This window comes from Sphingomonas sp. KRR8 (genome assembly GCF_023559245.1).
Lineage (GTDB): Bacteria > Pseudomonadota > Alphaproteobacteria > Sphingomonadales > Sphingomonadaceae > Sphingomicrobium.
Genome location: NZ_CP097462.1, coordinates 610,325 through 628,941, shown reverse-complemented (window position 1 = coordinate 628,941; position 18,617 = coordinate 610,325). Strand labels below are relative to the sequence as shown.

The following is an 18,617-nucleotide window of genomic DNA, read 5'->3' as shown; positions in this document are numbered from 1 at the left end:
GCTCAGCTAGACCTACTGATTGACGTCGACCCTTAGGCAACCCGCGGCTGCGGTGCCGACATAGGCCCGACCAAAATGCTCTGGATCACCTGCAATGCAGGTTGGATCGGACAGCATCAGGCTGGGGAAACGGCTGAGCAGAATTGGCGGCGACGCGAACCAGTCCTGGCTGAAATACAGCCCTTTTTGCTTGCGCACTTCACCCCAGAAAAAGACGGTGGGCCGAGCCTGGCCCGCCGCGGGTTTGCCGAACCCGAAACAACTCACGTTTCGAACGGATTGGCCGACGTCTCGCCAACTCTTTCCGTCGTCTTGCGACCAGTAGAAGGAGTCGTTCTCGAAGTCGGCATGGGGAGTGTAGAGGATCTCCGCCGGCCGACCAGGAACATAGCTCAATTGGCACTGCCAAAATTGGCGTGCGTCTTGACCTTTCGCGAGGACAGCCTGCGGATCGTTGCTGCCGTCGCTGACCACGCCGCGCAACATCTGAGACCAGGTCTGGCCCCCGTCATGCGTGACCCAGATGCCGCCACGGGGTTCGGCGTACTGGTCGTTCTTGATGACCGTATAAACGAGCGCAAAGGTTCCTGGCCGGCTCTTGTCGGCAGTGATGTTCTTGCGCTGAACGTAGAAGGCGTTCGAGAAGTGCGATGTCGGGTTATTCCCGTCCAGCTTCACTGGCGACCACGACTTTCCGCCGTCGAGAGTGAAAGCACCGAAACTGTTGTTTGACGGAAGAAGTACAAGGTTCTTTCGAGTGCTCGCGGCGATGCACCCACCAACACCCCATCCGGTCGCTGGCATTCCCTCGAACGCTTGCCAGTTTCGGCCGCCATCCGCACTGAAGCCGGGAGCGGATCTGGGGCTCGGCGCGACTACGCCCACGAGATAATCAGGGTCATCGCCAGCGAAATCGAGGTAGCTCGCAGGTCCGACGAAGTCGGCAGTATGTTTCTGACCAGAAGCGACGGGGTAACGGAAGTCGTTGCGGAAACGCTGGTCGTCCTTGATGCGCCAGAACGGCTTATCCAATGCTGAGACAAAAGCGTTCCGACCGGGCACGCACATCACGTCGATGCAGCAGAGCTCTTCGATTCCAGCCGACCAGTCTTGAAGCGTGACGCCGTGATCCACGATGTCACCTCGCGCGACACCAACACCTTGAGCGATCCACATCGCTCCCTGCTTGCGGGGATCGAAAACAATCTGTGCCGGGAAGATCGTGGACAGGCCAGCCATCCACTGGATCTCTCCGCCGCCCTCCGTGAACTTGCCGGTGTCAAGGACTTCGAAGCTCTCGCCATCGTCGGTGCTGGAGAAGAACCAGCCGCCGCCATCGCTGCCGACGATGCTTCGCTCCCGATGTGGGTCGATGCCAATGACGAAGGCCTCGCGCCCGGGATCGCTTGCAGACCAGTTGCCTCCCCGCGGCAAGCGCCAGACCTTTCCTCCCTGAGCGCCTTTCGTTCGCTCGCAAACGTAGATCGAACCTTGTCGATCTCCCACCAGACATGACGCGAAAAGAGGTCCGCCGCTTACTGCGCTGAAGGTCCCGGACGGACCATTGGGGGATCGGAACAGGCCACGACCGGTGACAAAGACGTATGTCACATCGGGGTCAGCGGCGTCGAACAGGACAAGGTTCAGGCCCGCCTGCCCTTCATGCGATTTGGTCGTGGGCGGCAGGGCCGCTTGCAACCAGGATTGGCCGCCATCGGCTGAGTGCCACACGCCCTCCCCCCAGGTTCCTACGATGACCCGGTCGGGATCCCGTGGATGCACATCGATGGTTCGATTGTAGAGGCGCTGTTCACCCGTGTTCGCAAACATGGCGCGAGGCTGGAAGGCCGTCTGCACCATCGAACGACCACCGTCGGTGCTTTTCCAGATCCGCCCCCAGTAACTCGCGTAAATGACATCGGGGTTCGAAGGCGCCATGCGGATCCCCGCGACCCCGCGCCCGTCTGCCTCTGCGGGTTGCTTGTTCAAAAGCGCGATCTCGCCGGCCCGCAGGCTCGATGGGGTGAATAGCGGCCGCCACGCCTTGTCCGTACCGTCCCGAAGGAAGGCATTGTTCACGTCCGTCCTGCAAACCGTGCGATTGCCGTCCGCACTGACGTCGATACCCGTCACAAAGCCGCCGGCTCCCAGCGGAAGCTGTCGGATGGTGCAAGCAGTCGGCCCGGACCGTTCAGTCCGGCTAGGAAGCGCAGTCGCGAGCGGAATCTGCTGCTCTGGACGCAACACCGGTCGACCAGACCGGCCGCCAGCCAACCTCGCCGCAAGTCCGGCACTGGCAATACCAAGCCCAGCCAACAGCAGGGATCGGCGGCGCATGCCGGACTTCGCACCACGCGGAAGCTCGTCTGACTGCATGTAATCCGTGACCTTCCGCTGCCTTCGAACTCGACTCGGCTTCATCTTTGCCGCTGTCGCGACACTACCACACCTTCTGACCCGAGTTTTCCAGTAGCATCACACCAGTCTATTCTCGTGCCGCTTCCAGGACTGGAATTTTCCTCGCGCCCGTCTAGTGAAGCAAAGTTTGCTGAAGCCGCAGGGTGACGAGATTTGAAGTGGATTGCTCTCGCCCTGCTGCTGGTGGCCATCCCCGCGATCGCCGGATGGCTCCGAACCAGGCCGACCGGTGCTCCGATCGTCTGGGGCCTGCTGACGTTCTTGCCTTTCGTTATCACTCCCTGGCACCTCTTCGCCGCGCCATATTCCACGCCGATGTGGTCCGGCTATGTGAAGGGGTGGGAGTTCACTCTCCTTGATGCGATCGCGTTAGCCATTCTCGCCGGCAGCCCGCAGCGATGGCGCGGCCTGAAGCTCGTTGGGCCATTCGTTCTCTACCTCGTGGCCGTACTGCTTGCTGTCTTTCAAGCGCGCTTCACGAACCTTGCATTGTCCTACGCCTTTCAGCTCCTTCGAGTGGGACTGGTTCTCTTGGCTGCCACGCAAGTCATGCAGAATGATCGCGGCGAGCGAGCGCTGATCACGGGCCTGGTCCTGGGTCTCACGGTACAGGCCGCCTACGCTCTTGTCGCGCGGGCAGGCGGCGCCCTCCAGACCGGGGGCTCTCTGGGGCACCAGAATCTTCTTGGGTTTGCCTCGCACATGGCGATCATGCCCGTATTCGCTTCGCTCCTAGCCGGGCGAAATACAAAGATTGCGACCCTGGGTGTCTGCTCCGGACTTCTGGCAGTCGCGCTAACGGCATCGCGGGCCACCATCCTGATCTCTGGTACCGGCATGGTCACGACGTTGCTCATTTCCTGTTTCTTGCGGTTCAATGCGAGAAAGGGTGCGATCGCACTCGCAGGCATGATCGTTCTGGCCGGTGCATCCTGGTTAGCCTACGAAAGCCTGCAACGCCGGTTCCAGGTCCACGACATCGCTCTGCTGGAAGAAGACAGTCAGCGCATCGCCTTCGCAAGAGCTGCGGGTGATATTATCCGTGCAAAGCCGCTCGGTGTTGGCCCCAACTTCTACAATTTCATTGCGAATACGGAAGGGTACAATGCACGGGCAGGTGTAAACTGGTCGACCGGAAACCGGTCAGCCCAAGTACACAATTCCTACCTTCTTGCACTCGCCGAGACAGGGTACCCAGGCCTGGTTGCTCTCGTGATACTTTTAGGGTCGGGTATCTGGTTGGGATGTTTCCTGACTTGGCGCTTCAGGAGCCAACCTGAAAGTGAGCTTGCCCTGGGTCTTCTTATCGCTCTCCTATGCGTATGTGTTCACAGCTTCGTTGAGTGGATGCTGCTCATCTATCCGGTTCAATATCTTCTCGGTACCACGCTAGGCATGCTTGCTGGGCTTTCCATGCGGTTAAATGATACGCGTCGGCGAGCAATTTCTGTTGATTCAAGAGTACCAACCGCGCTCCGAAGGGTTCACGCGTGATTGGGGCGGGAAGTATTCTTCCCTCGCTTGATATCTCCTGACACATACACGTAAATAAAAAAGTCTCATCCATGTCGCTTCGCCGATCGCTTGTGTCGACCTATGCTGCTCAGGCGGCAATCTTCCTTATTACCTTCTCATCGACTATTGTCGTCGCAAGATTGGTCAGCCCGCGTGACTTCGGTGTCTTCGCAATGGCAAACGCCGTCTCGACAGTCATAAATGTTTTCATGCAGTTCGGTCTCGCTAAGTACGTGATGCGAGAGTCAGAGCTTGATCGTGACACTCTTCGTTCGCTGTTTACAGTGAACGTGCTCATGACTCTACTATACGTGGGCGCCATACTGGTCGGATCCGCAACAGCTGGTCGGCTATTCGGTTCGGTCGAGGTCGGCCGCTTTCTCCTGGTTTTCGCCTTGTTTCCACTGCTTGGAATGCTCGAATTCATTCCTTCTGCTATCTGCGCTCGAGATATGCGGTTCGGCATCGTCTCGGTCATCAGCGTAGCCAAGGCGACGGTCACGGCAATTGCGACAATCGTCCTCGCCAGTCGTGGTCACGCCTACATGAGTTTCGCGTGGGGGCAGATTCTCGGTTGGGCGGTCACAGCGACATGCTACAACGCAGTAGTCTGGAGGCCTGACGTTTGGCGGCTTCGCTTCAAGGGCATCCGTTCGATCCTGCACTTCGGCTCGCAGATGATTGGGATCTCCGGTCTGGCTAATCTGAGTACCCGCGCAGGCGAGATGTTGCTCGGCTCGTTTCTGGGGCTCGCGAGCCTCGGCCTTTATACGCGCGCGTCCAGCCTTCCCACGACGCTCTACCAAAACATCTATGGCGCTGGGAGCAACGTCATCTTCAGCAAACTCTCGCACGACCTACGTGAGCAAGGCGCATTCCACGAAACGTACGTCCGCTTCATGCGGCTGCTGCTTGGTCTATTGTGGCCGATGATGATCGGGCTCGCCATTCTTGCCCAGCCAGTCATTCACCTGCTCTATGGCCCCAAGTGGCAGGCCGCAGCGACTCCGCTTTCGCTGCTGACTCTGGCTTCCGCTGTGACCATCGCCATCGGAATGGTGGCCGAGGTTTTCATCCTGCGGCATGAGACAAAGCAGCAGGTCCGAATAGAAGCGATACGATCGGGAGCCGGAATCGGTTTGTTCGCCCTAGGTGCCCTGGTGAGTTTGCCGCTTGCGGCTGCCGCCAAACTGGCTGAGGCGCTGCTCGCCTTCTTGCTTTACCGCCGCCCCATGAACCGGCTTGTTGGTGGTCCGGCCGGAGAACTCCGGCGCGTCTACGCCGAAGGGCTGCTTGTTAGCGCTGCCGCCGTGCTGCCTGCGCTCGGTTTGATGCTGTGGACCAGGTTCTCGCCCGAGACAGGTCTCTTGCCGATCATCGCCAGCGTCTTGGCGGGCGTCCTGCTCTGGTCGCTGCTGCTCTTGCGGCGCAAGCATCCCATCGCAACGGAGATCCTGGCGCTCGTTAACCGAGTTCGCTGACGGCGCCGTCAATGTCTCAAGTCGGCACAACGCCTTCCCACTCCCTTGTGACAATCCGCCGATTGCACCACCAAATCCGAGTGAACTCCGCTTTACAGCTCTCGTGAGGCAGTGAAGGTGGAGTTAACAGGGATTAGGTTCTTCTAACGCTGAAAGCCGGCGGGTTGCCGGGATAAACCAAGGGGACTCGTCGTGAACTCACTGTTTCGGAAGACCGCTGTAGGCGCGGTATTCGCCATTGCGGCGCTAGCCGCTACCCCGGCTTCGGCCACCACCGAGGTGCCCGTGACCGGCACGCTCACCGGCTGCGCCACCGGCCCGATCGCGCCGCCTGCCGACAAGTGCGCCGGTTATTTCTCCGGCAACGATTTCAGCAACTTGAGCAGCGATGTCAGCATGCAGCAAAGCGCCATTAATGCACTGCTCGGCAATACCAGCTACACCGTTGACTTCAACGCCCTGAAGGACGCCGGTCTCGTGGTGTCGGGTAGTGACCTCAACGCCCTGAACAACCTGCTGGCTGGCGCCGGCGGTCAGGTGTTGCTCGGCCTTCACTGGGGCAACGTCCCGGGTGCCGCGGGTAACGTTTCGGCTTTCTATCTCTGGAACAACGCTACCCCCGGTTCGATCCACCTGACCGACACGCAGGGCTACTCGAACGCGGTCCTCTACCGCGCCACCGCCGCCGTGCCGGAGCCGGCGACCTGGGCGCTGATGCTGCTCGGTTTCGGTGGCATGGGCGTGTCGATGCGTCGCCGCCGCTTGGTCAGCGCGCTGCCGCAGATGGCCTGACGTTCGGCTTCTTGATGGTACTGGAGGGAGGTGCGGTTCGCCGCGCCTCCCTTCTTGTTAGGGCAGCGTGCTCACCATTTGATGAACGATCACGCTACCGCGAGTAGCGGCCGTTCCGTGAGCCCGCGACTAGCAGGTGGGGCTGTTGCCCACCGCCTTGAGGTCATTGGCGCCGACCGCCTTTACGCGGGAGGCTCCACCGGTGCCGCAGTCGTTGGTCGCGGCGCTGCTCTTCTTCTTTGCGGCCGGGGCAACCTCGGGTGCGGGTTCGCCAAGGATCAGCTGACCTCGTGCCAGGTCGGCCTGAAGGGTGGAACGCTCCGGCGCCGGCTTGGCCACGGTCTCTATCTGCTGAACTTGGTCTTCCTCAACCTTGGGCGCGACGGGAAGATTGGGATCGATCGCAACCGCTGGTGCCGCCGAGTCGAGCCCCTGTTCGATGAGGTCAGTTGCCGGCAACGGCGGTGGCAGTGGTTCGATCCCGGCATAACGCTGACTGAAGGCGTTACTGGCGCCATTCCCGCCACGCAGCCGGTAGAAGATGTGCCGGCCGATCACTGCGGTCTTATCGAGGGAATCGGCCCAATAGGGCAGCACGTAATTGGCATGATAATGAGTCGCGTGACCCACGGGGGCAAAAACCCGGCCGGCCAGCGCCTCGGTCGCGATCAGGCGCGAGCGAGCCCATAGATAGCCTGAAGGCACGTGGGCCAGCGAACCGTCGCAGGTGAAGGTGAACTGGCAGCCGGTCGCCTTGTTGCTCCCCTGGTAAACGACACCGCAAACGCTGTTGGGAAAACCCGGATGCCGGAGGCGGTTCAGCACCACCTGCGCGACCGCCCTGCCCCCGTCCACGCCCTCGGAAGCCGCCTCGTAATAGACGGCCTGGGTCAGGCAATCGACCGCGCGCAGCCTGCTGATCACGTCGCCGCTGAACCGGAACTTTGCCGCCGCCGTGTCCGGCCGCGTCACAATGGGCCGCTCCGCGTTCTGCGCGATTGCGTCCTCCGGCGTCAGCGGACGGAATAGGTCCGGCGGCGGCAATGCCGGCAGGACGCTGGTCGAAACCGGGCTACCCGCCGCGGCGGCGCTGGCGGCGCTCGCTGATTGCTTCGCATGCCCGCGCCAGGGTTGGAACCACCACAGCGCGGCGGCGACGGCAAGCGCCGCCATGACCACTGCGGCGATAATCAGGCGCCGCCGGCGACGGCGCGCGAGAATGGCTCGCGGCGATGGTGGCGGCGGAGGTGTCGGCGCACCCAGCTGCAGGTGGCGAGCGCCCGTACGAGTCTCGATCTGCAGCATCAGCGGTGCCGCCCCCGCTCTCGCAGCGCCATTCGGAACACGCGCGGACCTTCGACCAGATACCGACGCCACAGCCGACCCGGGTCGCTGGCCAGGCGGTAGGCCCATTCGAGGCTGAGTTGCTGGAGGATTCGCGGTGCCCGACGCTGGTCTCCGGTGATGAACTCAAGGGATGCGCCGATGCATAAGGCCATACCGCGCGCTTCGGGAAAGGAACGAACGGCGCCCGCCACCATCTCCTGCTGGGGTGAGCCTACGGCAATGAACGTGAAACGCGCCCGGGCCTGCGCGATGAAGGCCGCCGCGGATCGGCGCGCTTCGGCATCGCGACGGAGCCCCATCGGGGCGAGGTACTGGGTGAATCCGACCGCCGGGTAGCGGGCCTGGAGGGCCTGACGAAGCTCCTTGCTCCCGCCGACAATTGCGATCCGGTCGCCGGGCCGGATTACCTGTTCGAACAACCGAACGGTGAGATCACTTCCTGCCACGAGAGGCAAGTCGAGGCCGTGGATCTGGCCAAGCTTCTGGATGATGCGGCTGTCGCAGACGGATATATCCGCCGTCTCTTACAGGGGAAGCAGAAGGTCGCGGTCGGGCGCTGAATCGAGCCGCACCACATGGTCGACGTTCGGCGTGACCACATAGCCATAAGGGCTGTCGCTCGTGACCGCGGCCATCCGTTCGAGGACCTGGGTCATGGTCAACGGATCAAAACGGACACCGAGGAACGCGACCCGATCAGTAGGCATCGCTGTCCAGGAACACGGCCCGCACGGTCAGCAGCAGGATCCAGATGTCGAGGCCGACCGACCAGCGGTTGATATATTCCTGATCGAGCTCAACCCGCCGCTTGGCGCGGTCCATCGTGCGGATCTCGCCGCGCAGGCCCTTCACCTGCGCAAGGCCGGTGATACCGGGCTTGACCCGATGGCGGCCCGCGTAACCCTTGACTGCCTCCTGGTAATAGAGGTCGCCCACCCGCATGTGGGTCGCATGCGGCCGCGGGCCGACCATCGACATGTCACCCTTGAAGACATTGAGAAGCTGCGGAAGCTCATCGATGCTGAGGCGGCGGATGATGCGCCCAACCGGAGTGATGCGGGGGTCTGACTTGGTCGTGGTCTGGTGGCCGACAAGATCCGTCAGGTCGGCGTACATCGACCGGAACTTGTAGACCTGAATGACTTCGTTGTTGAAGCCGACCCGCGGCTGGACGAACAGAACCGGGCCGGCGCTGGTCAGCCGGATCAGCAGCGCGGTGAACAGCATGATCGGCGAGAGAAGGATCAGCGCGATGGTCGAGAGCACGACGTCTTCCAGGCGCTTCACAAGCCCGCTGACGTCACGCCACGGCCGCTGCCACAAGGTCAGCACCGGAAGCGTGCCGAGCAGGCGGACCCGGTAGTCCGGCGCGAGATCGACCGCCTGGTCGGGAATGAGCGAGATATCGACGCAGACCGAACTCAACCGGTCCATGATTTCGTGAAGCCGTTCGGGCGGCAGGTTCCGAACGCTGATCAGGACCTGGTCCACCTGCCCCTTACGCGCCATGCCAGCCAAGTCCTCGCTGCCGCCAAGGAATGGCATGGCGTCGATTTCCCTGATCTTGGGACGATCGTCCGCAAAGCCCACGAAGCGCAGATGGGCGAGGCCGCTGGTCCCGAGCACGCGCCTGATCGCCTCGATGGAGTCGGCATCGGCACCATAAAAGGCGATGCGCTGGCCGATCACCTCACGCCTGGCGAGGCGGTTCAGGATACCGCGGAAGATCGGCCTCGACGCGCCGAGGAGAATGACCGTGACCACGAGATAGAGCGAACTCATCCCGCGCGAGAAGCCATCCACCATGCCCGCCAGGAACACGAGGGCGGTTGCGACCAGGCCCGCAAGAAGGGCGTCGAACACCGCGCTGTCGCCGCGCTCGCTGATGGTGAACAGGTTCTGGAGGTAGCTGTCCTTGCTCGCGCGAAGCAGGATGAAGGTTCCGACCATCGCCGTGCCCGCGAACAGGTGGACGGAGATGACCAGCCGCTGGCCCACCAGCAACTCGTACAGGAAATAGGCAATCGGAACTGCCAGTGCGCAACTCAGGATGTCGCGCAGGAACAGCAGCGGCCCGACGATGTTGGACGTGAAGCGAACCGCATTGTCCACCAGGCGCGGACGCGCGGGCACGGTCGCCCGCGGCTCGGCCACTCCCGGCTCCGCCACGACCGTCTCGGTCCCAGAACTCATGCGAAGCTCCGAATCATCGCGTCGTTTCGCTGATCATTATATTCTTCCCGGAGGGACTGGGCTGCCGAAGGCCCATCCATTCGTTGAACGAAGGATTGTAACGCCTGGTAAATGGATCGGTCCGCCGGAATATCGTGAAATCCGTCCCAAAGAGTCCTTTTCGCCGCATCGGGTTGCCCGGCGGCCACATAGGTGTTGGCCAGAAGCAAGCGCGCCTCGGACGACGCACGGTCGGCCGCAACGAACTTCTGGGCGTCTTCGATGGCTCCCTGATGCTGCCCTGCCCTGCTCCGAAGCATGGCGCGACCCCGCAGGGCCTTCACGTTAGCTCCGTCCAGCGCAAGAGCTTCGTTCAGTAGTTGCACCGCCGGCCCTGCCTGACCAAGCATTCCAATCGCTGTCGCGTAGAGCGCATTGGCATTGATGTTGGTGGCGGTCACCGGCTCGGTAGCGCTGCCCTCGAGCATGTCGGCGACGAGCTTGGGCTTGCCGGCGCGAAGGATGAAGTTGGCGATCGCCACCTTCTTCTCGAGCGGCGCCTCCTCGCCCGCGCGGACGGCCACGGGAAGCGCCAGATCAGCCTGACCGGTGAGCAGCCACGGGTTCAGCAGCGCCGTTGCCTCCTGCGAGGAAGCCTGACTGAGCCCGGCCTTGAGATCCGGAAGCGCGGCTTGCGGCCTGCCGGCTCGGATTTCGGCAAGGATCAACCGTCCACGGACATCCTGATCCTTGGGCACCCAGTTGAGCAGCAGTCGGGCCGTTGAGCCCGCATCCGCCCACTGCTCGCGATACTCATAGAGCCCCAGCAGCGCCCTGAGGCTGAGCTGGTCGGACGGCTGCGCCTGTACCTGTTCCCGCAGCAGGGCGACTGCTTCGTCCGGCTTGCCTTCCTGAAGCCGCACACGCGACCGCAGCACCTTGCCGCTCGGGTCGAAGCTGTTGGCCGCCAGAATGAGTCCGGCTTGCTTGTCGGCCTCGGCAAGGTCGCCGCGCCGAAGAGCAACATAGCCATAGGTAAGCGGCACGGCGGGATCGCTGGCGTTCACCAGCTCGAGCTCGCGCGCATATTTCTCGGCCTGATCCAGCTGCCCGCCGCGAAGCGCGATCTGGGTCAGGAAGCCCAGCACGGCCGGATCGGCCCGATTGAGCTCGTAGGCGCGCTGAAAGGCGTTGAACGCGGCGCCGAGATCTCCAAGCTGGACCTGCACCTTGCCCAGTTCGACCCAATATTGCGCCTGCGTGTCATCGGCCGCGACCAGGGCAAGCAAGGCCTTCCTGATCGCTTGCACATCACCTTGGGCGACCGCTGTCTGATACTGGTTTACAGCGGTCTGGCTCTTGGCTTCCCGTGAGTTGCAAGCGGTCAGCAAGAGGCTGGCCGACAGCGTCGCAAAGAGGAACAGGGTGGAATGCAACCGAAGATTCATAGGTCGGTGCCACTAGACCTTTGAGTGAATTGTGACCAGAAGCGTGAGAGCTGGCGCTTCGGCGCATGATGGTTCGTGTGAGGGGATCTAGCGTGCGATTGCTTACTTTTTTGTTCATGATGATCGCAATGGCCGTTGGCGGCATCGCCGACACCGCCAAGGCGCAGGCCAGCGCGGCCACCCCGGGCGTCGCCTATCGCATCAACCCGGGCGACGAACTCGACATCCTAGTGTGGGGTGATGAGCGGCTCCAGCGGTCGGTTCGGGTGTTGCCGGACGGGACGTTCGCCTTCCCGCTGGTGGGACAGGTCGTGGCATCCGGCCGCCTTCCTTCGGAGCTTGAGCGGATCATTACCGCAGGCCTGCAGCCGCAATATCGCGGCCAGGTCCCGCAGGTCACCGTGTCGGTGAAGAACCCCGCCGGCTTTCAGTTCTCGGTCATCGGCAAGGTCAAGGGACCGGGCACCTTCACCCCGGGCCGCTACGTCAACGCGCTCGAAGCCTTGAGCATTGCTGGTGGGCCGACGGAGTTCGCCGACCTCAACAACATCCGCATCGTCCGCAAGGTCGGCGAAGGTCTCACCACCATTCGCATCGGGCTTGGTGACGCAATCAAGGGCAGCGGTAGCCGCATCACTCCCGCGCAGAACCCGCAGATCATGAGCGGCGACACATTGGTGGTTCCATGATGACGCGCCCACTGACCCTTGGACTGCTCGCCGCCTCGGCGCTTGCTGTACCTTCCGCGATATCGGCCAAGAGCCAGACTTACGTCGATGTGAGTGCGGGTCTTGGTTATTCGACCAACCCGCTGCTCGCCCCCGGCGGTGACACGGGAAGCGCCTTCGGGCGCTTTTCGCTCTACGGCTATCATGGCTGGACGACGGAGCGGACCAGCTCCAGCATCTCGGCCTACGTCGAGAATGACGCCTATTTCCGCCGCTACGGCAACAAGCAGGTGTTCAACCTTTCGGCCAACACGCGCTATGTCGCCAACGAGAAGGTCACGCTGTTCGGCAACCTGGGCCTGAGCGGCGATATCGGCGGTCAGCTGGGCTCGCGCTTCTATGGCGTTCCGGCAGGATCCGTCACGCCCGACCCAGCCATTCCGTCGACGGTGGTGATCGTTGATCCAAACCTGTTCGGCCTGAACCAACGCCAGTACACGCTGTCCGGCAGCGGCGGCGCTAACATCGTGCTGTCTCCGAAGGACGCGCTGAATATCACGGCCGGCGCGCAGCACTTGTTCGTGGCGGGCAGCAACGTCCTCGATTACACGTCCTACAACACCACGGTTGGCTATAATCGCCAGCTGAACGAGCGCCTCTCGGTTGGGGGCCGCCTGCTGGTGCAGTACGCCGACTACAAGTTCGGCCGCTCCATCTTCGAGATCGGGCCGCAGGCAACAGTAACCGCCCAGCTGAGCGAACATTGGGACCTGAGCGCGGCTGTCGGCTTTGTCCGCACGACGCAGGACTTCGGCGTCACGGGAATCGACAACTCGTCCAGCATCAACCTCGCGCTCGACGGCTCCCTGTGCCGCCAGCTGGAATATGAGCGGATCTGTGCCCGTGCGGCTCGACGCACCCAAAGTTCGGTGATCGGTGCGGCGCCGGTCTCGACCACTGCTTCGCTGGAATATTACCGCAAGCTTGGCCCCAAGGATTCGATCCAGGGCTCGGCCTCGGTCGCCCGGACTGGCGGGTACCGAATTGCCAACCAGACCGGCAGCTCCACTTTCTACACGGCAAGTGCCGCCTACGATCGCCTGATCAACGACCGCATCTCTGCCGGGGTTCAGGCCTCCTGGCGCAAGCTCAGCTTCGCTGGACCGGACCCGAAGACCGATGTGGGCGGCTCGGTGTACCTCCGCTACCGCTTGGGTGATATCCGATGAATGCAGTGAACGCGGTTGATTACGACGGCGGCGAGGTTGGCAGTGGCGGTATCGGGTGGTTCTTCAACCACTTGCCGACCATTTTCTGGCAGCGCCGGATGCTGGTTATCGTTCCTTTCGTCGTCCTCACGCTGGCAGCGATCGTCGCCGCTTTCTCGCTTCCTACCATTTACCGCTCGAAGGCGACGCTGCTGGTCCAGGGCCAGCAGATCCAGGGCACCTATGTCCAGGCACCGCAGGCCGGCGATATCGAACAGCGCATCGCCCGCATCCGCGAGCGGGTGCTGAGCCGCGGCGACCTCATCCAGCTTATCGAGCAGAACAACCTCTACGTCAGCGACCGACGCTCGAAGCCGCTCTCGAAGGTCGTCGAGAAGATGCGCGATGCGACCACCGTGGGCGCCCAGGCCAACGACCTTGGCGGTAATGCGGCAAGCGGTCCGAACACGGTCGCAATCGACATCAGCTTCGATTATCCAGATCCCGCCCAGGCGCAGGTCGTCCTTCAGAGTTTCGTCAACAGCTTCCTTACGATGGATACCGAGGACGTGTCGGAGCAGGCGCGCATCGGCGTTCGCTTCCTTCAGGATCAGGCCGACAAGCTCCGCGCGCAGATTTCGACAATCGAGAACCAGCTGACCGAGCTCAAGTCCCGCAATGGCTCCGCTCTCGCCAATACCAACGGTGGCGGGATGATGATGGATCTGGGCAGCTACAGCGCCCAGATCACGAGCCTTGAGACCCAGAACCGGCAGCTGCTGGTCCAGGCAAGCCGGACGGGCGGCAAGGACCCGCAGGTCGCCGCCGCCGAAAGCGCGCTCGCCGCGGCACAGGCGCTCTACAACGACAGCCACCCTGACGTTCAGGCCGCGCGCGAACGGCTCCGGGCGGTCCAGCAGATGGTCCGGGCCAACCCGGGCAGCGACGACGCCGCGATGGTTCGCGCGCAGATCGCCGCGAACAACCAGGCCATTGCCTCCCTTCAGGCGGCGCGGTCGCAAGCGATGGCGCGCGCCCAGGCGTCAATGGCGGGTTCGGCCCGGGCTCCAGCCATCCTCGAGCAGGCCATGCAGCTGGAGAACCAGGCACAGGCACTTCGTGACCAGTACAACAAGGTCTCGGATGAGTTGCTGAAGGCGCAGAACAGCGCCCGTCTCGCCAACGAACAGCGCGCCGAGCGCCTGTCCCTGGTCGAGGCGCCGAACCTTCCGGACACGCCCTACTCACCCAACCGGCCGCTGCTGATTGCGGCGGGCGCCATCGTCGGGCTGTTCCTCGGCCTGGTGCTGGCATTCGCGGTTGAGCTGCTTCGCAAGCCGCTGCGCAGCCCGGCCCAGATCGAGACCATGGGCCTGCCAATCTTGGGCGTGGTGCCGCTGATCGACGACAAGAAGCGGAAGAGCCGGTTCAGGCTTCCCTTCCGCAAGAAGGATCTGAAATTTGCCTAGCAGTTTCTCCGCGCAGCAGGAGCATGCAATGACCTCCCCCGCCGGCGTCCTCGACGATGTTCGGCGCGCGCTCGCCAATCCGCTCACCATCGAATGGGGAGCGGACAAGGCGATCGCCGGCGGGATCTATGGCTTCAACAGCATCGATCCCCGCTCACGCAGCTTCAACCTCATTCGCGGCAAGCTGCTCGAGCGCAAGCGCAAGCGCGGTCTGCGCATGGTGGGCGTGGTTTCGGCGACCCCGAACGTCGGCAAGTCCTTCGTGTCCGCCAATATCAGCGCCAGCCTCAGCCGCGACCCGCAGGTGCGGACCTTTGCGGTCGACCTCGACCTGCGCCGCGGCTCATTGAGCCAGCAGTTCGGCTTCATCCCGCAACAGGGCCTCAGCGGCTACCTCGACGGCGACGGACCGCTTGAAGTGTATGACCTGGCGGGTGAGCGCCTGCACGTGGTGCCGACCCGTGGTGGCCCGTTCCACTCGGCCGAGTTGCTCGCCAACTCGCGAGCTCAGGCACTGTTCGCCGCCATGCGTGAGAGCGATCCGACCAACATCTTCGTCTGCGATCTCCCGCCCGTTTTCGCCAATGACGATGCGGTGGCGACCATGGCCAACCTCGACAGCTACGTGCTGGTCGCCGAGGAAGGCCGGACTACGGAGCGCGAGATTCGTGACTCGGTCGAGGCGCTGGGCCGCGAGCGCTTGAGCGGCGTGATCCTCAACAAGTTCCGCGGCGGCGTGGTCAGCGATGGCTATGGCGTCGAGAGCTATTATGCGCAGGGCTACGGCGCGGAGGTCTGAGGGCACCCGCCCTGCCCCGAAACCTGCCATGTGACCGAATGGCCACCGCCGTGACGCGCGTGCATCGCCCGCTTTCGAGACTGCCGGCCGCTTGCTAGGGTCAGCCGCAATGGAACCTGACTCCTCCTCGACAATCGACACCCCCTTCGACGCCGCCCTGTCGGAGCGCTACCTAGTCTATGCGCTGTCGACGATCACCGCCCGCTCTCTCCCTGACGTCCGGGACGGTCTGAAGCCGGTTCACCGGCGCCTGCTGTGGGCCATGCGACTGCTACGGCTCGACCCCGCCGGCTCCTACAAGAAGTCGGCCCGCGTCGTTGGTGACGTGATCGGCAAATATCACCCGCATGGCGACCAGTCGGTCTATGACGCTATGGTCCGCCTCGCTCAGGATTTCGCGCTCCGCTATCCGCTGGTCGACGGTCAGGGCAACTTTGGCAACATCGACGGCGATAACGCCGCAGCCTATCGCTACACGGAAGCCAAGCTGACGCCCATCGCGATGCAGCTGATGAGCGGCCTCGACGAGGGCACCGTCGGCTTCCGGCCCACCTACAATGGCGAGGAGGAAGAGCCTGAGGTCTTCCCGGGCCTCTTTCCCAACCTGCTCGCCAACGGCGCCAGCGGGATCGCGGTCGGCATGGCGACCAGCATTCCGCCGCATAATGTCAGCGAACTGCTCGACGCGGCGACCCACCTCATCGACAATCCGCACGCGGAAACGCGCGACCTGCTGGACTTCGTGTCCGGACCGGACTTTCCGACCGGCGGTGCGGTGGTCGACAGCAAGGAGGCGATTGCCCTGGCCTATGAGACGGGACGCGGCAGCTTCCGCCTCCGGGCCACCGTCAGCCAAGAGAAGGAAAAAGGCGGCGGCTGGTACCTGCTGGTCACCGAAATCCCCTACGGCGTTCAGAAGGGCAAGTTGATCGAGCAGATCGCCGATCTCATCGCCAACAAGAAATTGCCGATCCTCGCCGACGTCCGCGACGAGAGCGCGGAAGATCTGCGCATCGTGCTTGAACCGCGCAGCCGCACGGTCGAGCCCGAGTTGCTGCTCGAGAGCCTCTACCGCCTGACCGACCTCGAGATCCGCTTCCCGCTCAACCTCAACGTCCTCGATGCGCAGCGCACGCCGGGCGTGATGAGCCTGAAGCAGTGCCTGACCGCCTGGCTGTCCTTCCAGATCGAGGTCATGCTCAACCGCTCGACCACGCGGATCGGCAAGATCGACGACCGGCTGGAGCTGCTCGACGGCTTCCTCGTCGCCTACCTCAACCTCGATCGGGTGATCGAGATCATCCGTACCGAGGACGAACCCAAGGCGGTGATGATCGCCGAGTTCAGCCTCATTGACCGGCAGGCCGAGGCGATCCTCAACATGCGCCTGCGCTCCCTGCGCAAGCTCGAGGAGTTCGAGATTGGCAAGGAGCGGGCGGCGCTTGCCAAGGAGCGCGAGGAACTCGCGAAGCTGATCGAGAGCCCGACGCGGCAGCGCACCCGGCTCAAGAAGGAACTGGGGCAGGTCCGCGACAAGTTCGGCGACGAGCGCCGCACCCGGATCGAGGAAGGTCCCGCCACGCGCGCCGAGATCGACTGGTCGCGGATGATCGAGAAGGAACCGATCACCGTTATCCTTTCCCAGCGCGGCTGGATCCGGGCCATGCGGGGCCATGTCGCGCTGGATGATGCCGAGACGCTGAAGTTCCGCGAGGGCGACGGCCTCCACAAGATCTTCCATGCCCAGACGACCGACCGCCTGCTGCTCACCGCCGAAAACGGCCGCGTCTACACGCTTGGCGGCGACAAGCTTCCGGGCGGGCGCGGCTTTGGTGAGCCGGTGCGCCTGTCGATCGACCTCCCCGCCGAGGTGGAGATCGCCGACCTGTTCGTCGTCCGCCCCGAGATGAAGCTGCTGGTCGCCTCCAGCGACGGGCGCGGGTTCATCACCAGCGGCGAAGCCGTGCTGGCCGAGACCCGCAAGGGCAAGCAGCTGCTGAACCTCCGCACCGGAGCGAAGCTCGCTTCGCTCCGTCCCATTCCCACCGATGCCGACGCGGTCGCCGTCGTTGGCGAGAACCGCAAGCTGCTGGTCTTCATGCTGACAGAACTGCCCGAGATGGGCCGTGGTTCGGGCGTTCAGCTGCAGCGCTACCGGGATGGCGGCCTGGCCGACCTCAAGCCGCTCAAGCTGTCCGAGGGCCTCAGCTGGGGCATGGGCGGCGACAGCGGCCGGACCCGCACCGAAGCCGACCTGACGGCCTGGAAGGGCATCCGCGGCGCCAGCGGCCGCATCGCGCCGCTCGGCTTTCCCCGCAGCAACCGCTTCTAGTCGGCCACGCCCAACTCGGCGAGCAGCCATTCGCGGAAGCGCTTGATCTTGGGGATGTTGCGGCGCTCGGGCGGCCACACCAGCCAGTAGGCGTAGCCCGCGGTCGATGTCTGCTCGAACGGCTGCACCAGCCGTCCGGTGCGAAGGTCCTGGCGCCACAGGAACGGCGTCAGCAGGGCGATCCCCTGCCCCGCCATCGCCGCATGTCCTTCGTTCGCCTGATTATCGAGCCGGATGCCGCCGCGCTTGGCGGTCGAATCGAAGGTCACGCCCGCGTCCGCGAACCAGATCCGCCACCATTCGTCGTGCGGACTGAGCAGCGGCAGTTCGGTGAGATCCGCCGGGCGCAACGCGTGTCCAAGATCGGTCTCGACCCGCCTGATCAGCTCAGGAGAAGCAATCGGCGTGAACTCGCTGCGGATCAGCAGGCACTGCTCCAGCCCATCCCAGTCGCCGCGGCCCGCCCTGATCGCAACGTCCGCTTCGCCCGTCCGCAGGTCGGCCAGTCGATCATCGGTATTGAGCCGCACCGCCAGGTCCGGATGCGCGATCTGGAACCGGCCCAGCGTCCACGCCAGCCAGGTGTTGGCGAAAGTATAGGTGGTCGCGATGGTCAGCAGCGCCTCGTCCTCGGCGCGCGTGCTGGCGAACGCCTGCTCGATCCGGTCGAATGCCTGGCTGAGCGCCGGCAGCAACTGGCGGCCGAGTGGAGTCAGCCGCGCACGGCCCTTTTCGCGCACGAACAAGGGCGCTCCGAGCCGGTCCTCCAGGCTTTTCACCTGATAGGAAACGGCCGCCTGCGTCATGCCCAGTTCGCTTGCAGCCGAGGTGAAATTCTCGTGCCGTGCAGCGGCCTCGAACACCCTCACGGCGGTTAGTGGCGGCAGGTTCCGCATCCTGCAGACCATAACTCCTCTTTATGGCTCATGCCAAGCGTTCGATTGGCGTAACGATCGGCAGGAGCATAG

The 18,617-nt window shown here is 63.4% G+C and carries 13 protein-coding genes and 1 pseudogene; 8 read left to right on the top strand and 6 right to left on the bottom strand.

Features of this window, described 5'->3' with window-relative positions; translation table 11 throughout:
• Nucleotides 1-12 precede the first annotated feature (12 nt).
• Nucleotides 13-2,133, bottom strand: coding sequence for a beta propeller repeat protein (locus M8312_RS03225; protein WP_250118951.1), 2,121 nt, complete (start codon nt 2,131-2,133; stop codon nt 13-15).
• A gap of 438 nt (nt 2,134-2,571) precedes the next feature.
• On the opposite strand from M8312_RS03225, the gene M8312_RS03220 reads away from it, so the two are divergent.
• The 3 genes from M8312_RS03220 (at nt 2,572) to M8312_RS03210 (ending at nt 6,206) form a co-directional block, all read left to right on the top strand.
• Nucleotides 2,572-3,912, top strand: a complete 1,341-nt coding sequence (locus tag M8312_RS03220) for an O-antigen ligase family protein (RefSeq protein ID WP_250118950.1) — start codon at nt 2,572-2,574, stop codon at nt 3,910-3,912.
• 92 nt (nt 3,913-4,004) lie between these two features.
• Nucleotides 4,005-5,414, top strand: coding sequence for an oligosaccharide flippase family protein (locus M8312_RS03215; protein WP_250118949.1), 1,410 nt, complete (start codon nt 4,005-4,007; stop codon nt 5,412-5,414).
• 192 nt (nt 5,415-5,606) lie between these two features.
• Complete coding sequence (locus tag M8312_RS03210; RefSeq protein ID WP_250118948.1) at nt 5,607-6,206, top strand: PEPxxWA-CTERM sorting domain-containing protein; 600 nt, start codon at nt 5,607-5,609, stop codon at nt 6,204-6,206.
• Nucleotides 6,207-6,335: 129 nt separating this feature from the next.
• Here M8312_RS03210 and M8312_RS03205 read toward each other — a convergent pair whose 3' ends face one another.
• The 4 genes and pseudogenes from M8312_RS03205 to M8312_RS03190 all read right to left on the bottom strand — a co-directional run bounded on the left by M8312_RS03205 (nt 6,336) and on the right by M8312_RS03190 (nt 11,173).
• The gene (locus tag M8312_RS03205; protein ID WP_250118947.1) at nt 6,336-7,511 is read right to left on the bottom strand and encodes a cell wall hydrolase; all 1,176 of its coding nucleotides are present in this window, start codon (nt 7,509-7,511) and stop codon (nt 6,336-6,338) included.
• Nucleotides 7,511-8,260, bottom strand: a pseudogene (locus M8312_RS03200) (WecB/TagA/CpsF family glycosyltransferase). The gene M8312_RS03205 and the pseudogene M8312_RS03200 overlap by 1 nt, the downstream one beginning before the upstream one ends.
• Nucleotides 8,250-9,746 carry an exopolysaccharide biosynthesis polyprenyl glycosylphosphotransferase gene (locus M8312_RS03195; protein WP_250118946.1) on the bottom strand — a complete coding sequence of 499 codons (1,497 nt, stop codon included), beginning with the start codon at nt 9,744-9,746 and terminating at the stop codon, nt 8,250-8,252. Before M8312_RS03195 ends, M8312_RS03200 begins: the two are co-directional and overlap by 11 nt.
• Nucleotides 9,743-11,173 (bottom strand): tetratricopeptide repeat protein, encoded by a 1,431-nt coding sequence (locus M8312_RS03190; RefSeq protein ID WP_250118945.1) that lies wholly within the window; start codon nt 11,171-11,173, stop codon nt 9,743-9,745. The genes M8312_RS03195 and M8312_RS03190 overlap by 4 nt, the downstream gene beginning before the upstream one ends.
• A gap of 116 nt (nt 11,174-11,289) precedes the next feature.
• Between M8312_RS03190 and M8312_RS03185 the strand changes: the two genes are divergently transcribed.
• The 5 genes from M8312_RS03185 to parC all read left to right on the top strand — a co-directional run bounded on the left by M8312_RS03185 (nt 11,290) and on the right by parC (nt 17,649).
• Complete coding sequence (locus M8312_RS03185; protein WP_250118944.1) at nt 11,290-11,862, top strand: polysaccharide biosynthesis/export family protein; 573 nt, start codon at nt 11,290-11,292, stop codon at nt 11,860-11,862.
• Nucleotides 11,859-13,070, top strand: a complete 1,212-nt coding sequence (locus M8312_RS03180) for a hypothetical protein (protein WP_250118943.1) — start codon at nt 11,859-11,861, stop codon at nt 13,068-13,070. The genes M8312_RS03185 and M8312_RS03180 overlap by 4 nt, the downstream gene beginning before the upstream one ends.
• Nucleotides 13,067-14,518 carry a GumC family protein gene (locus M8312_RS03175; RefSeq protein WP_250118942.1) on the top strand — a complete coding sequence of 484 codons (1,452 nt, stop codon included), beginning with the start codon at nt 13,067-13,069 and terminating at the stop codon, nt 14,516-14,518. The genes M8312_RS03180 and M8312_RS03175 overlap by 4 nt, the downstream gene beginning before the upstream one ends.
• Before the next feature lie 28 nt (nt 14,519-14,546).
• On the top strand, nt 14,547-15,317 hold the full coding sequence (locus M8312_RS03170; RefSeq protein ID WP_250118941.1) for a CpsD/CapB family tyrosine-protein kinase: 771 nt from the start codon (nt 14,547-14,549) through the stop codon (nt 15,315-15,317).
• 109 nt (nt 15,318-15,426) lie between these two features.
• Nucleotides 15,427-17,649, top strand: coding sequence for a DNA topoisomerase IV subunit A (gene parC, locus M8312_RS03165; RefSeq protein WP_250118940.1), 2,223 nt, complete (start codon nt 15,427-15,429; stop codon nt 17,647-17,649).
• Here the strand turns inward: parC and M8312_RS03160 are convergent.
• Nucleotides 17,646-18,545, bottom strand: coding sequence for a LysR substrate-binding domain-containing protein (locus tag M8312_RS03160; RefSeq protein ID WP_250118939.1), 900 nt, complete (start codon nt 18,543-18,545; stop codon nt 17,646-17,648). The genes parC and M8312_RS03160 overlap by 4 nt on opposite strands.
• Between the last annotated feature and the right edge of the window lie 72 nt (nt 18,546-18,617).

What these genes read in the sequence shown, in the direction of transcription:
- M8312_RS03175 (WP_250118942.1), top strand. Translation starts at nt 13,067, where the DNA reads ATGAATGCAGTGAACGCGGTTGATTACGACGGCGGCGAGGTTGGCAGT.
- M8312_RS03170 (WP_250118941.1), top strand. Translation starts at nt 14,547, where the DNA reads ATGACCTCCCCCGCCGGCGTCCTCGACGATGTTCGGCGCGCGCTCGCC.
- M8312_RS03190 (WP_250118945.1), bottom strand. Translation starts at nt 11,173, where the DNA reads ATGAATCTTCGGTTGCATTCCACCCTGTTCCTCTTTGCGACGCTGTCG.
- M8312_RS03160 (WP_250118939.1), bottom strand. Translation starts at nt 18,545, where the DNA reads ATGCGGAACCTGCCGCCACTAACCGCCGTGAGGGTGTTCGAGGCCGCT.
- M8312_RS03185 (WP_250118944.1), top strand. Translation starts at nt 11,290, where the DNA reads ATGATGATCGCAATGGCCGTTGGCGGCATCGCCGACACCGCCAAGGCG.
- parC (WP_250118940.1), top strand. Translation starts at nt 15,427, where the DNA reads ATGGAACCTGACTCCTCCTCGACAATCGACACCCCCTTCGACGCCGCC.
- M8312_RS03205 (WP_250118947.1), bottom strand. Translation starts at nt 7,511, where the DNA reads ATGCTGCAGATCGAGACTCGTACGGGCGCTCGCCACCTGCAGCTGGGT.
- M8312_RS03195 (WP_250118946.1), bottom strand. Translation starts at nt 9,746, where the DNA reads ATGAGTTCTGGGACCGAGACGGTCGTGGCGGAGCCGGGAGTGGCCGAG.
- M8312_RS03180 (WP_250118943.1), top strand. Translation starts at nt 11,859, where the DNA reads ATGATGACGCGCCCACTGACCCTTGGACTGCTCGCCGCCTCGGCGCTT.